Below are 14,440 nucleotides of genomic sequence, written 5' to 3'. Positions count from 1 at the left end.
GGCGCCCAGCATAGCCGCCGGCTGCGGCGCGCGATCGTCTACGGCTGAGGGTTTTTCCTGACAGACCAGCGAAAGCCAGCGCCGCTAGACTCCCGCGCCGCACCTCGCCCTTCTGTCCAAGAGCCGTTCCCCGATGCCCTCCGACACCGCCGCCACGGCCCGCATTCCGATCTTCATGTACCACAACGTGGCCGAGGCGCCGCGTCACCTGCAGGTGTACCGCAGCCTGTACGTGAGCCCGGGCCGCTTCGCCCGGCAGATGCGCCTGCTGCAGCGGCTGGGCTACCGCGGCGTGTCCATGTCCGACGCCATGCCGTACCTGCGTGGCGAGCGCCAGGGCAAGGTCGCGGTGGTCACCCTGGACGACGGCTATCTGGACAACCTGCACGCGGCGCTGCCGGTGCTGCAGCGGCTGGGCTTCACCGCCACGGTGTACATGGTCAGCGGCTGCATCGGCCGCCACAACGTGTGGGATGCGCAGAAGCTGGGCATCGAGAAGCCGCTGATGAACCTCGCCGAGTTGCGGCAGTGGCGCGCCGGCGGCATGGAGATCGGCGCGCACACCCGTTCGCACCCGCACCTGACCCGCTGCAGCGATGCGGCGCTGCGCGAGGAGATCGGCGGCTGCAAGCGCGAGTTGGAGGACCTGCTCGGCGAGGCGGTGCCGCAGTTCTGCTACCCCTACGGCGATGTCGACGACCGCGTCGCCGACGTGGTGCGCGAGGCCGGCTACACCGCCGCCACCAGCACCCGACGCGGCCGCGCGCCGGCCGGCTCGGACCCGATGCGCTACCCGCGCATCCAGGTCGCGCGCCACCACCTGCTGCCGCAATTCGCGCTGCGCGCCTTCACCGCCTACGAGGACCGGCGCGGATGAAATTCCTGTTCGTCGGCACCAATCCCGAAAACACCGGCGCGGCCACCCATTTCGTGGCGCTGGCGCAGGCCCTGGCCGGCGTCGGCCACCAGGTCGAGGTGATCGCCTGCGAGGGCGGCCTGATCGCCGACGAGCTGCGCCGCAGCGGCATCACCGTGCACGTCGGGCACTTCCGCAACGTGCTGGATCCGGATGGCTACGGGCCGCTGCTGCGGGTGGCGCGGCGCAGCCGGCCGGACTGGCTGGTCGGCAACTTCGGCAAGGAGTACTGGCCGCTGCTGCTGGCCGGGCGGGCGCTGGGCATCCCCGTCACGCTGTTCCGCCACCGCACCCCGGCGATGAGCGCGCTGTCCGGCTATGCCATCCCGCGGCTGGCGGCGCGCTTCTTCGCGGTGTCGCACTACGCGCGCCAGGCCTACCTGGAGCGCGGCGTCCCGGAAGCGCTGGTGCAGGTGCTGTACAACCCGGTGACGATGGAGCGGCTGCGCCCGGATCCCGAACGCGGCCGCGCCATCCGCGCCGCGCAGGGCTTGCCCGAGGATGCGATCGTGCTCGGCTACAGCGGGCGCATGCATGCCGGCAAGGGCATTTTCCCGCTGCTGGAGGCGGCCTCGGCGGCGATGGCGCAGGAGCCGCGGCTGCACTGCCTGTGGCTGGGCGACGGTCCGGACGCGGCGCAACTGCAGGCGCAGGCCGCGACGCAGCCGCATGGCGAACGCCACCGCTTCGTCGGCTGGGTCAACGACACCACGCCGTACTACAACGCGATGTCGATGCTGGCGTTCCCGTCGCTGGCGCCGGAAACCTTCGGCCGGGTCTCCGTGGAGGCGCAGGCCAGCGGCGTGCCGGTGCTGGCCAGCCACGTCGGCGGCACCGCCGAGACACTGGACCCCGGGGTCAGCGGCGAACTGCTCACGCCCGGCGACGTGGATAGCTGGCGCGATGCGATCCTGCGCCTGTGCGATGGCGAACGCCGCCAGCGCATGGGCCAGGCCGGGCGCGACTTCGTGCAGCGCCATTTCGGCGGCGCGGTGATCGCCGCGCAGTTCGTGCACCTGCTGCAGCAGCCGCGCTGCGCGCCGCAGCCGCTGGCGTCGTCGCGCACCGATCCGGCCTGAGCGCTCTCGCTGCGCCAACGCGCCTGGGCGATCCAGCTCAGGCGTGGCCGCCGACCGGCGGCGTCCGTGCTTCCAGTTCCTGCAGGCGCTGCTGCACTGCGTCCGGCGAGCGCGTGTACGGCGCCAGCAGCGCGTAGAACGCCGGCACCACGAACAGCGACAGCAGCGTGGACACCGACACGCCGAAGATCACCACGATGCCGATGGTGGCGCGGCTGGCCGACCCCGGGCCACCGGCGACCACCAGCGGGATCGCGCCGACCACGGTGGCCAGCGAGGTCATCAGGATCGGCCGCAGCCGCACCGCGGAGGCGTCGACGATGGCCTCGCGCACGCTGCGCCCGGCGTCGCGCAACTGGTTGGCGAACTCGACGATCAGGATGCCGTTCTTCGCCGCCAGTCCCACCAGCATCACGATGCCGATCTGGCTGAACAGGTTGAGCGTGCCGCCGCTGATCGCCAGGCCGATCAGCGCGCCGAGCACGCCCAGGGGCACGGTCAGCATGATCACCAGCGGGTGGATGAAACTCTCGAACTGCGCCGCCAGCACCAGGTACACGATCAGCAATGCCAGGGCGAAGGTCAGCAGCACTGCGCCACCGGCCTGCTGGTACTCGCGCGATTCGCCCTTCCAGTCGAGCTGCGCGTAGTCGGGCAGTTCCTCGCGCGCCACCTGCTGCGCCCAGGCGATCGCCTCACCGAGCGGATAGCCCGGGGTCAGGCCGGCGTTGATGGTGATGGCGCGCAGGCGGTTGAAGCGGTGCAGGTTGCCCGGCTCGGCCACTTCGCGCAGGGTCACCAGGTTGGACAGGGGGATCAGTTGGCCGCTGTCGGCACGCACGCGGATTGCCGCCAGGTCCGCCGGGTTGGCGCGGCCGTCGCGGCTGGCCTGCAACATCACGTCGTATTCCTCGCCGTTGTCGACGAAGGTGGTGACCTGGCGCGAGCCCATCAGCGTCTCCAGCGCGCGGCCGATCTCGGTCACCGGCACGCCGAGGTCGGCCGCGCGCTGGCGGTCGATCTCCACGCGCATCTGCGGCCGGGTTTCCTTGTAGTCCGAGTCGGCGCCGACCAGGCCCGGGTTGTCGGCGATGCGCGCGAGCAGGCGGTCGCGCCATTGCGCGATCTCGGCGTAGTCGGGGCCACCGAGCACGATCTGGAACGGCTGCCCGCGACTGTTGACCAGCCCGCCGCCGACCTGGGTGCGCGCGCGCACGCCGGGCAAGGCGCGCAGTTCCTCCTGCAGCGTGGCGGCAACGTCGGCAGTGGCCACGTCGCGCTCGCTCCAGTCGCGCAGGAACACGCTGACCCGGCCGGTGTGCATCTCCTCGCTGGCGCCGAAGCTGCCGGGCACGCGCGGGTTAGCGCGCGCGATCGGCTGGCCGTCGCCGCGGTGGCGGTCGAGGATGGCCTCGACCTGATGCATCTGCCCCACGGTGTAGTCGAAGCCGGCGCCTTCCGGCGCGTCGATCATCACCTGGAACGAGCCGCGATCCTCGGCCGGTGCCAGTTCCGAGGGGATGATCCGCGCCAGCAGCGCGCTGGCCGCCAGCGCCGCCAGCATCAGCGCGCCGAACAGCCAGGCGCGGCCGACGTGGCGTTCGAGCACGCGCCGATAGCGCCCGCTCAGCCCCTGCAGCCGCGCCTCGACCCAGCCATGCACGCGGTTGGGCCGTTCGCTGGCATGCGCCTTGAGCAGCTTGGACGACATCATCGGGGTCAGGGTCAGCGCGACGAAGGCGGAGATCGCCACCGCCGCGGCCAGCGCCACCGCCAGTTCACGGAACAGGCGCCCGGTGTTGCCTTCGAGGAAGCCGACCGGCAGGAACACCGCCACCAGCACCGCGGTGGTGGCGATCACCGCGAAGGCGACCTGCGCGGTGCCGCGCCGCGCCGCCACCAGCGCCGGTTCGCCAAGGTCGACGCGGCGCTGGATGTTCTCCACCACCACAATCGCATCGTCCACCACCAGGCCGATGCACAGCACCAGCGCAAGCAGGGTCAGCAGATTGATCGAGAAGCCGAACGCATACAGCGCGATGAACGCAGCGACCAGGCACACCGGCACCGTCACCGCCGGAATCAGTGCCGCGCGCACGCTGCCCAGGAACAGCCAGATCACCACCAGCACCAGCACCACCGCCTCGATCAGGGTGTGGTAGACGCGTTCCACCGAGGCATCGATGAACACCGTGGAATCGAAGGCGACGAAGATCTGCGTGCCCTTGGGCAGGGTCTGCTGGATCTGCTGCGCCGCCGCGCGCGCTGCGCGGGCCACGTCCAGGCTGTTGGCGGTGGAGGTCTTGACGATGCCCAGGCCGACGTTGGGCACGCCGTTGCTGCGGAAGTAGGCGCGGCGCTCGGCCGAGGCCAGTTCCACCTTGGCCACGTCGCCCAGCCGCACCACGTAGCCGTCGCGGCCCTTGCCCAGCGGGATGGCGGCGAAGTCCGCCGGCGTGCGGTAGCCGCGCTCCACGCGCAGGGTGAAGTCGCGATCGGCCGATTCCAGGCGGCCGGCCGGCAGTTCCACGTTCTCGCGGGCCAGCGCGTTCTCCACGTCGGTCACGGTGAGCGCGCGCGCGGCCAACTGGTCGCGGTCCAGCCAGATCCGCATCGCATAGCGCTGGCGCCCGCCCAGGCGCACCTGGGCGACGCCGTCGATGCTGGAGAGCCGGTCCACCACGTAGCGTTCGGCGTAGTCGGACAACTGCAGCGCGTCCATCGTGCTGGAGCTCATGTTGAGCCACAGGATGGCATCGGCATCGGCCTCGACCTTGGCGATCTCCGGCGCGTCGGCCTCGTCGGGCAGGCGATCGAGCACGCGGCTGACCGCGTCGCGCACGTCGTTGGCGGCGGCCTCGATGTCGCGGGTGGCGCGGAACTCGATGCTGATGTCGGCCACGCCGTTGGAGCTGCGCGCCTGGATCGTCTCGATGCCTTCGATGCCGGCCAGCGCGTCCTCCAGCACCTGGGTGATGCGGCTTTCCACCACCGCCGCCGAGGCGCCAGGGTAGCGCACCTCCACCGAGACGATCGGCGGATCGATCGCCGGCAGTTCGCGCAGGGTCAGCCGGCTGTACGCCATCACCCCCAGCACCACCAGCAACAGGCTCATCACCGCGGCGAACACCGGCCGGGTGATGGAGACGTCGGACAGCTTCATCGCGCCAGATCCGCCGCGGCGCTGCCGCTGCGCACGCCGCCGTGAGCGCTGGCGGCGGCATCGACCACCGCCACGCCCGGACGCAGCTTGCCGGTGCCCTCGACCACGATGCGCTGGCCGGGCTGCAGGCCGCCGACGATCTCGACCAGGCCGTCGCGGCGCGCGCCGGTGCGCACGTCGGCGCGGGCCACGGTGGCGTCGGCGCCGACCCGATAGACGAAGGCGTCGCGTCCCACCTGCACCACCGCGATCTCCGGGATCACCAGCGCCTGCCGGGCGGGCCGGTACAGGCGCACGTCCATCAGCATGCCCGGGCGCAGCGCGCGGTCGGCGTTGTCGAACGCGGCGCGCACGGTGACCGCACGGGTGGCGCTGTCCACGCGCGCATCCACCGTGGCGACCTTGCCTTCGAAGGCGCGTCCCGGATAGGCCACGCTGCGGCCGCCGACGGCATCGCCCGCCTGCACCGTCGACAGCGCCGCCTCCGGCACCTGGAAATCCACGTAGACCTGGGCCACGTCGTCGAGCGTGGCGATGGTGGCGTCCGGCGTCAGCAGCGCGCCGGGGCTGACCTGGCGCAGGCCGAGCACACCGGCGAACGGCGCGCGCACGCTGCGGTCGCCGATCTCCGCGCGCATCTGCAGCACCCGTGCCTGTGCGGCGTCGCGCAGGGCGCGTTGCGTGTCCAGTTGCGCGCGCGAGACCAGTTGCCGCCCGACCAGCTCGCTCTGCCGCCGGTACAGTTGCTCGGCCTCGGTGTAGGTGGCCTCGGCCTCGCGCAGCGCCGCCTGCTGGCCCTGCCCGCGCAGCGTCACCAGCGGCGCGCCGGCCGCCACTTCCTGGCCGCTCTCGAAATGCACGCGCTCCACGATCTCGCTGACCTTGGCGGTCAACGTCACCGACTCGCGCGCCTTGACCGTGCCCAACGAGGACAGGCTGTCGTTCCACTCACGGGGCTGCACCGTCTGCAGCGTCACCGGAACCGCAGTGCCGGGGCTCGTCGGCGCCGACTGCTTGCCGCAGCCGGCAAGCGCGAGCGACGACAACAGGAGGCACACCAGGCGGACGCCGGCGCGTGGTCGGTGCGGCATGGAGATCCCGGACGCGTGGAGTTCGACGCAGTCTAACGGCCCGGCGTGACGAGCGTTGACACACGGCGACCATGACCGACGACCCTTGCCGGCCCCGGCATGCGCTGCGCGGTGAGACGCAGCGCACGGCTGGCGCGGCCTGCGCCGCGCCCGTTCGTCACCCTCAGCGCGGCGCGACGGCGATGTGTTGCCGTTCGCGCAGCGCACTGCACAGGCGAATGCTTTCGGCGGTCTGCGCCAGGCCGCGGTCGGCACCGCTGAGCGCCTTCAGGCGCGGGGTGAAGAACGCCTCCAGCCGGTCCGCTTCGGCAGCGTCGCAGCCGCCGGCGGCAGCCAACGCCGGCAAGCGGCCGCCGTCGAAGGAGCCGGAGCGCGCCGCGATGCGATCGAAGTGCGCGGTGTACCAGGGCCACATCGACGCATGCGTGGCCGGCTCGGCATGCGCGCCCATCAGCAGGCGGGTCATCTCGCCGACCTTGATCGCATCGGTCAGGGCGAAATCGCGCACCTTCTGCAACTGCTGCGGATCGCGCACGGCGCCGAGCGCGGCGATCATCGCGTTGCGCTGCGCCGGTTCGCCGTGACCGCGCAGGGCGGCGATCAACGCGTCCACCGCCGGCGCGCCGCGCTCCTGCACCGCCACGGTCAGCGCGGCATCGAGCAGATCCGGATTGGCGGCGGCGAAGTCCAATGCGCCGCCCTTGCCCGCCAGCACCGCATCGCCCTGGGCCAGCAGCGCCTGTCGCACCGCCGGCACCCCCATGGTCACCCCGAGCAGCTCGGCCAGTTCGGAGCGCAACGCAACATCGTCGTCGCTGTCGCCGGCGCGGCGCTGATACCCCAGCGCCTGCAGGCGTGCGCCGAATGCCGCCTCGGTGGCCTGACGCAGCATGGCGCGCTGTGCGTCGTCGCGGGCCAGGACCCGCCAGATCCAGCCGATGCGGTCGTTCAGCGCGGTCGCCACCGCCGTGGCCTTGGCCGGCACCAACTGCTGCATCGCCGCGATCACATCGCCGGTGTCGGCCTCCCCGGTGCGGAACGCGCTGTCGATGGCGTCGGCATAGGCCAGCTTCTCGGCGTCGTCGAGCGCATCGAGGTGGCGGCCGAGCGCCGTCAGTTGCGGCTTGGGCAGGGCGAAGCGGTAGTAGCCGGTGCCGCCGGCGTTGGGCATCACCCAGCTGTCGGCATCGGCGCCGGCGAGCGCGAGGCGGCCGTCGCTGGCGGCCAGCATCTGACAGGCGCGGCGCACGCCCTGGCGCGTGCCGTACTTGACGCACACCGGCACGCCCCAGGTCTGCGCGGCGCTGCCGCGCGAGCCCAGCGGCAGGAAGCGCTGCTGGTGCAACTGCAGCACCGCACCGCTCGCCTCCGGCTGCAAGCGCACCTGCAGCGAGGGCACGCCCGGCTGATCCAGGAAACTGCGGAACGCCGCCTTGAAGTCGGCGCCCTTGCCGGCCGCGGCGGCGATGGCGTCGACCAGGTCGTCGGCGGTGGCGTTGCCGAAGCGGTGCGCGCGGATATAGGCGCGCATGCCGCTGCGGAAGGTGTCCTCGCCGACGAACTGTTCGAACATGCCCAGCACCGCGGCGCCCTTGCGGTAAGTGATGCTGTCGAAGGCGGTCTCGATGTCGCCGTTGCCGGTGATCGGCTGGCGGATCTTGCGTGCGCTGACCAGGCTGTCGTTGTTCATCGCGTCCTGCGCGGCGCTGATGCGGTCCAGGTCGGCGCGGTACTGTGGCCGCAGGCGCATGGTGATCTTCTGCTGCATCCAGGTGGCGAAGGCCTCGTTGAGCCACAGGTCGTCCCACCAGGCCATGGTCACCGTGTCGCCGGTCCACTGGTGCGCCAGTTCGTGCGCGGTGACGTTGAACGAGCCCTCGACGTTGTGCCGCGGCGAATCGTCGTCCAGCAACAGCAGCCAGTCGCGGAACGTCACGAAGCCGGGGTTTTCCATCGCACCGGCGGAGAAGTCCGGTGCGGCCACCAGGTCCAGCTTGTCGAACGGATAGCCGAAGTCGTAGTAGTCCTCCAGCGCGGCGATGATCTCCGGCGTCTGCTGCAGCGCGCGCCGGATGCGCGGCCCCTGCCCATGCGCGGCCACGCCGCGCAGCGGGACGGACTGCGGACGCTGCGGCGTGGCCGGCAACGCCGGCCCGTCCACCACGTCCCACGGCCCGACCGCATAGGCCACCAGATAGGTCGGCAGCGGCACGGTCTCGGCGAAGCGCACGGTCTTCCAGCCCTTGCCGGCCGGCTCGGTGGACGTGGCGCGGGTGTTCGCCAGCGCCTGCTCGCCCTCGGGCACGGTCAGGCGCAGTGCGAACGGCGTCTTCAGCGCCGGCTCGTCGAAGCCGGGAAAGGCATAGCGTGCGCTGATCGGCTCCATCTGCGTCAAGGCGTAGGCATGCCCCTGCGCCTTGACCTGGTACAGGCCCTGCAGCTGCTGATTGAACGGCGCGCGGTAGACGAAGGTGAGGGTCAGTTCCTGCGGCTGCAGCGTGCGTCCGAAGGCGATGCGGGCCACGCCCGCCTGCGCGTCGGCCTGCGTGTAGCGCACCGGGAACGAGGCGCCATCGGCGGTGCGCAGCGTGGCCTTGCTTACCCGCAATTCCTTGCCGTGCAGCCACAGATGGTCGGAGGCGCGCTCCAGGCGCACACGGATGGTGGCGGTGCCGTCGAAATCGGTGCGTTCCGGATCGATCTTCAGATCCAGCGCATAGTGCTCGGGGACCGCCCAGGCCGGCAGGCGCCCGGTCGGCACCGCATCGGGCGCCTGCGCGCAAGCCGCGCCGCAGCACAGCGCGAGGACGGAGAACAGCACGCGACGGGACAGAACTGGCATGGACGGGGCCTTCGCCGATGAGGAGGGCGACGACTTAAGCACGCGCGGCCGCGGCTGTCACGTGATGACGCCAGCAGACCCTCGCGCGGCGGGAAAGGTTCTCGTAGGAGCGGCTTCAGCCGCGACCGGGCATCACCGGGAAGGCCGGGTCGCGGCTGAAGCCGCTCCGACGACAGGTGTGCTGTGGCGTGGCGCGGCGAGACGATCCACACCGGCCACGCCAGCCGCAACGTCAGGATCCCGCCTCAATCCTGCAGCCCCAGCGCCGCCAGCACCTGCGCGGCCAGCGCTTCGACGTTGTCGCCATCGGCGTGCAGGTGCAGTTCCGGCCGCTCCGGCGCTTCGTACGGCGAATCGATGCCGGTGAAGTTGGGGATCAGGCCGGCGCGCGCCTTGGCGTACAGGCCCTTGACGTCGCGCGCCTCGGCCACCGGCAGCGGCACGTCGACGAACACCTCGAGGAATTCGCCCTCGCCGAAACGCTCGCGCGCCAGTTGCCGCTCGGCGCGGAACGGCGAGATGAAGCTGACCAGCACGATCAATCCGGCATCGGTCATCAGCCTGGCCACCTCGGCGACGCGGCGGATGTTCTCGACGCGGTCCTCGGCGGTGAAGCCCAGGTCGCGGTTGAGGCCATGACGCACATTGTCGCCGTCGAGAATGAAGGTGTGGTAGCCCAGCGCGTGCAGACGCTTGTCGACCAGGTTGGCGATGGTCGACTTGCCGGCGCCGGACAGGCCGGTGAACCACAGCACCTTCGGCGTCTGCCCCTTGATCCGCGCACGCGCGGCCTTGTCCACGTCCAGGTGCTGCCAGTGCACATTGCCGGCACGGCGCAGCGCGAAATCCAGGGTGCCGGCGGCGACGGTGGCGTTGCTGTGGCGGTCGATCAGGATGAAGCCGCCGAGCGTGCGATCCTGCGCGTACGGAGCGAAGGCGATCGGCTGGTCCAGCGCCAGGTTGCAGTAGCCGACCTCGTTGAGTTCCAGTCGCTTGGCGGCCAGCCGCTCCTGCGTGTTGACGTCGATGCGGTGCTTGATCTCGGTGACGCTGGCGGCCACGGTGCGCGCACCGATCTTCAGCCAGTACGGACGACCGGGCAGCAGTGCGGCATCGTCCATCCACAGCACGTGCGCGGCGAACTGGTCGGCCACCTCCGGCGGATCGTCGGCGGCGGCGATCACATCGCCACGGCTGACATCGATCTCCTCGGTCAGGGTCAGCGTCACCGCCTGCCCGGCCACCGCGCGCGGTACCGGTTCGGCGCCGACCAGCACCTGCGCGACCTGCGCGCGCCGCGCCGACGGCAGCACCACCACCGCATCGCCGGGCTGCACCGCGCCGGACGCCACGGTGCCGGCGAAGCCGCGGAACTGCGCGTGCGGGCGGTTGACCCACTGCACCGGCAGGCGCAGGCCGCTGTCGCCGCTGCGCGCGCCCAGCTGCACGCTTTCCAGGTGTTCGAGCAGCGCCGGGCCGGCGTACCAGGGCGTGCGCACCGAGCGCTGCGACAGGTTGTCGCCCTCCAGCGCCGACAGCGGGATGCACTGCACGTCGGCAATGCCCAGCTGCGTGGCGAGCGCACGGTACTCGGCGGCGATCGCGTCGAACGTGTCCTGCGCGAAGTCGACCAGGTCCATCTTGTTGACCGCCAGCACCACGTGACGGATGCCCAGCAGGGCGACGATGTAGCTGTGCCGGCGGGTCTGGGTCAGCACGCCCTTGGCGGCGTCGACCAGCACCACCGCCACGTCGGCGGTGGAGGCGCCGGTGGCCATGTTGCGGGTGTACTGCGCATGCCCCGGGCAGTCGGCAACGATGAACTTGCGCCGGTCGGTATCGAAGTAGCGGTAGGCCACGTCGATGGTGATGCCCTGCTCGCGCTCGGCGGCCAAGCCGTCCAGCAGCAACGCGTAGTCGATGGCCCCGCCGCGGGTGCCGTGACGCTTGCTGTCGGCGCCGAGCGCGGCCAGCTGGTCGTCGAACAGCCGCTTGCTGTCGTACAGCAAGCGCCCGATCAAGGTGCTCTTGCCGTCGTCGACACTGCCGCAGGTGATGAAGCGCAGCAGCGGCTTGTGTTCGTGTTGCTGCAGGTAGGCGGCGACGGCGGCGCCGCCTACGGGATTGGGGATTGGGGATTGGGGATTCGTCACAGCGCTCCCTCCCGACACCGCATCCGCCGCCGACATCCGCTCTTGCGAATCCCCAATCCCCAATCCCGAATCCCGGCTCATCAGAAATAGCCCTCCACCTTCTTCTGCTCCATCGAGGCACCCGGGTCCTGGTCGATGATCCGGCCCTGGCGTTCGGAGGTGGTGGCCTGCAGCATCTCGGCGATGATCGTCTCCAGGGTGTCGGCCTGCGACTCGATCGCGCCGGTCAGCGGGTAGCAGCCGAGGGTGCGGAAGCGCACGCGGCGCAGGTGCGGGGTTTCGCCGGGGCGAAGCGGCAGGCGTGCGTCGTCGACCATGATCAGCGCGCCGTCGCGTTCCACCACCGGGCGCTCGGCGGCGAAGTACAGCGGCACCACCGGAATCGCTTCGCGGTAGATGTACAGCCAGATGTCCAGCTCGGTCCAGTTGGACAGCGGGAACACGCGCACGCTCTCGCCGGGATGGATGCGCGGGTTGTACAGGTTCCACAACTCCGGGCGCTGCTGCTTGGGATCCCAGCGGTGGTGCGCGTTGCGGAACGAGAACACCCGCTCCTTGGCCCGCGCCTTCTCCTCGTCGCGGCGCGCCCCGCCGATGGCGGCATCGAACTTCCACAGGTCCAGGGCCTGCTTCAGCGCCTGGGTCTTCATCACGTCGGTGTGCACGCTGGGGCCGTGGCTGAACGGGCCGACGTCCTGGGCGACGCCATCGGGATTGATGTGCACGCGCAGCTCCACCCCGGTCTCGGCGGCGCGGCGGTCGCGGAAGGCGATCATCTCGCGGAACTTCCAGCGCGTGTCCACGTGCAGCAGCGGAATCGGCGGCTGCGCCGGCGCGAACGCCTTGAGCAGCAGATGCAGCAGCACCGAGCTGTCCTTGCCCACCGAATACAGCAGCACCGGGTTGCGGAACTCCGCGGCAACCTCGCGCAGGATGTGGATGCTCTCGGCCTCGAGACGGTCGAGATGGGACAGGGCGGACGCACTCATCGAAACGGCGGCGGCAGGCAGTGGAGACCGGACCGAAGCGTAGCAGCGGTCGTGGCGGTCGGGGCGGCAGTGTGCGTCGCGCCGGGCACCTCGCAGAAATAAGCCCCGGGCATGAGCCGATAACCCCTGTTCCTTTCTGCACCACGCAACGCTTCCCTAACATCGGTCATCCCTTCCCAACACCCGGACCGGCCATGACCGCCGCCTCGCCCGCGTTGCCGCCCAGCCCCTTGCCCGAGGAGCGCAAGGCACTGCTGGCGCGGACCGTGGAAGGCCTGGACGCGGCCGGGCTGTGGTGGCTGTCCGGCTACGCCGCCGGCCTGGCCCAGGCGCAGGGTCCGGCGGCGCCGGCCCTGGCCGTGGTCGCCGGTGCCGCCGCGGCGCCCTCGCCCACGCCGCAGCTGAGCATTGTCTACGGCAGCCAGACCGGCAACGCACGCCGCGCCGCCGAACAGGTGGCGGCCGAGGCCGAGGCGGCCGGGCTGGCGGTGCGCCTGCTGCGCGCCGACGTCTATCCCACCCGCGAGCTGAGCAACGAGCGCCTGCTGTACGTGGTCATCAGCACCCAGGGCGAGGGCGACCCGCCGGACGATGCGATCGGCTTCGTCGAGTTCCTGCAGGGCCGGCGCGCACCCAAGCTGCCGCAGCTGCAGTACGCCGTGCTCGGCCTGGGCGACTCCAGCTACGCCGACTTCTGCGGCATCGCCCGGCGCCTGGATGCGCGCCTGGCCGAACTGGGCGCGCAGCGGCTGCTGCCGCTCGGCGAGGCCGACCTGGAGATCGAGACGGTGGCGGCGCCGTGGCGCGCGCAGGCACTGGCGCAGGCACGCGACATCCTGGGCCGCACGCCCGCGACGCCGTCGGCCACGGTGACGCCGCTGCGTGGCACCGCTGCGTCAGCGTGGAGCCGCACCCAGCCGTTCGCCGCCGAGGTGCTGGCCAACCAGGCGATCAGCGGCCGCGATTTCAAAGGACCGCGCTACGCCGCGCACGGCCAGGCCGACAAGGACGTGCGCCACCTCGAACTGTCGCTGGCCGGCAGCGGCCTGCACTACGAGCCCGGCGACGCCCTGGGCGTGCGCCATCGCAATCCGCCTGCGCTGGTCGAGGCGATCCTGACCGCGACCCGACTGGACGGTCACGCCGAACTCACCGCCGATGGGCAGACACTGTCCCTGCACGAGTGGCTCAGCGGCCACCGCGAACTGACCCGGGCCTCGCGCCCGTTGCTCAGTGCGGTCGCCGAACGCGCCGGCGCGAGCGCGCTGACCGAGTTGCTCGACCCCACCCAGACCGCCGGCCTGGCGGCGCTGCTCGCCGATCACCAAGTGATCGACGTGCTGCGCCGCTGGCCGGCGGATTGGGACCACGCCGCGCTGCTGCAGGCGCTGCGGCCGATGGTCCCGCGCCTGTACTCGATCGCCTCCAGCCGCAAGCGGGTCGGCGACGAAGCCCACCTCACCGTCGACGTGCTGGCCTACGACGCCCACGGCCATGCCCACGGCGGCGCCGCCAGCGGCTATCTGGCCGCCTTGGCCGAAGGCGACAGCGCGCCGGTGTACATCGAACCCAACGAACGCTTCCGCGTGCCGGCCGACGGCAGCCGCGACATCCTGATGATCGGCCCCGGCACCGGCGTGGCGCCGTTCCGCGGCTTCGTGCAGGAACGCGCCGAAAGCGGCGCCAGCGGCCGCAACTGGCTGTTCTTCGGCGCCCGCCACTTCAACCGCGACTTCCTCTACCAGGCCGAATGGCAACAGGCACTGCGCAGCGGCGAACTGCACCGGCTGGACCTGGCGTTCTCGCGCGACGTGCAGCCGCTGCGCGGCGGCACCGCTCCGTCCAAGGTGTACGTGCAGCAGCGCCTGCGCGAACACGGCCGCGCCGTCTACGACTGGCTGCAGCACGGCGCGTACCTGTACGTGTGCGGCGCCATCGCCATGGGCAAGGACGTGCACGCCACCCTGCTGGACATCGTCGCCGAACACGGCGCCCGCAGCCCCGAAGACGCCGCCGCCTACCTCAGCCAGCTACAGCAGGAGGGGCGGTATGCGCGCGATGTCTATTGAGGCGGGGATTGGGGATTCGGGATTGGGGATTCGTCAGAGCCGCTATCCCTGCGCTGAGAACTGCCGAAGGTGCTGACCAGTCGCCGCAGCGCCGACCGCTTTCCAATCCCGAATCCCCATTCCCGAATCCCGGCCTTT

General features: G+C 71.2%; 8 protein-coding genes. 3 read left to right on the top strand and 5 right to left on the bottom strand.

Annotated features, from left to right (window positions below; translation table 11 throughout):
* The first annotated feature begins 133 nt into the window (after positions 1–133).
* A complete protein-coding gene (locus FHR56_RS14675; RefSeq protein WP_160947560.1) occupies positions 134–877 on the top strand; it encodes a polysaccharide deacetylase family protein in 744 nt (247 codons plus the stop codon).
* Positions 874–1,995, top strand: coding sequence for a glycosyltransferase family 4 protein (locus FHR56_RS14670; protein ID WP_160947559.1), 1,122 nt, complete (start codon positions 874–876; stop codon positions 1,993–1,995). Before FHR56_RS14675 ends, FHR56_RS14670 begins: the two co-directional genes overlap by 4 nt.
* A 37-nt stretch (positions 1,996–2,032) precedes the next feature.
* Here FHR56_RS14670 and FHR56_RS14665 read toward each other — a convergent pair whose 3' ends face one another.
* The 5 genes from FHR56_RS14665 to cysD form a co-directional block, all read right to left on the bottom strand.
* Positions 2,033–5,158: an efflux RND transporter permease subunit gene (locus FHR56_RS14665; protein ID WP_160947558.1), complete on the bottom strand. Its 3,126-nt coding sequence runs from the start codon at positions 5,156–5,158 to the stop codon at positions 2,033–2,035.
* Complete coding sequence (locus FHR56_RS14660; protein WP_160947557.1) at positions 5,155–6,249, bottom strand: efflux RND transporter periplasmic adaptor subunit; 1,095 nt, start codon at positions 6,247–6,249, stop codon at positions 5,155–5,157. Before FHR56_RS14660 ends, FHR56_RS14665 begins: the two co-directional genes overlap by 4 nt.
* A 163-nt stretch (positions 6,250–6,412) precedes the next feature.
* Positions 6,413–9,091 carry a M1 family aminopeptidase gene (locus tag FHR56_RS14655; protein WP_160947556.1) on the bottom strand — a complete coding sequence of 893 codons (2,679 nt, stop codon included), beginning with the start codon at positions 9,089–9,091 and terminating at the stop codon, positions 6,413–6,415.
* 245 nt (positions 9,092–9,336) lie between these two features.
* A complete protein-coding gene (cysN, locus tag FHR56_RS14650) occupies positions 9,337–11,280 on the bottom strand; it encodes a sulfate adenylyltransferase subunit CysN (protein WP_184502684.1) in 1,944 nt (647 codons plus the stop codon).
* A 44-nt stretch (positions 11,281–11,324) separates the two neighbouring features.
* On the bottom strand, positions 11,325–12,233 hold the full coding sequence (gene cysD / locus FHR56_RS14645) for a sulfate adenylyltransferase subunit CysD (protein WP_160947554.1): 909 nt from the start codon (positions 12,231–12,233) through the stop codon (positions 11,325–11,327).
* A gap of 194 nt (positions 12,234–12,427) precedes the next feature.
* Between cysD and FHR56_RS14640 the strand changes: the two genes are divergently transcribed.
* Positions 12,428–14,302, top strand: coding sequence for an assimilatory sulfite reductase (NADPH) flavoprotein subunit (locus FHR56_RS14640; RefSeq protein ID WP_160947553.1), 1,875 nt, complete (start codon positions 12,428–12,430; stop codon positions 14,300–14,302).
* The last annotated feature ends 138 nt before the right edge of the window (positions 14,303–14,440 follow it).

The organism is Xanthomonas sp. F10, from assembly GCF_014206815.1.
GTDB classification, from domain to species: Bacteria; Pseudomonadota; Gammaproteobacteria; order Xanthomonadales; family Xanthomonadaceae; genus Xanthomonas_A; species Xanthomonas_A indica.
The sequence above is the reverse complement of the archived record's forward strand: the minus strand, read 5'-3'. Positions and strand labels throughout refer to the sequence as shown.

Coding starts and splice junctions, on each gene's coding strand:
- FHR56_RS14675 (WP_160947560.1), top strand. CDS start 134: ATGCCCTCCGACACCGCCGCCACGGCCCGCATTCCGATCTTCATGTAC.
- FHR56_RS14670 (WP_160947559.1), top strand. CDS start 874: ATGAAATTCCTGTTCGTCGGCACCAATCCCGAAAACACCGGCGCGGCC.
- FHR56_RS14665 (WP_160947558.1), bottom strand. CDS start 5,158: ATGAAGCTGTCCGACGTCTCCATCACCCGGCCGGTGTTCGCCGCGGTG.
- FHR56_RS14660 (WP_160947557.1), bottom strand. CDS start 6,249: ATGCCGCACCGACCACGCGCCGGCGTCCGCCTGGTGTGCCTCCTGTTG.
- FHR56_RS14655 (WP_160947556.1), bottom strand. CDS start 9,091: ATGCCAGTTCTGTCCCGTCGCGTGCTGTTCTCCGTCCTCGCGCTGTGC.
- cysN (WP_184502684.1), bottom strand. CDS start 11,280: ATGTCGGCGGCGGATGCGGTGTCGGGAGGGAGCGCTGTGACGAATCCC.
- cysD (WP_160947554.1), bottom strand. CDS start 12,233: ATGAGTGCGTCCGCCCTGTCCCATCTCGACCGTCTCGAGGCCGAGAGC.
- FHR56_RS14640 (WP_160947553.1), top strand. CDS start 12,428: ATGACCGCCGCCTCGCCCGCGTTGCCGCCCAGCCCCTTGCCCGAGGAG.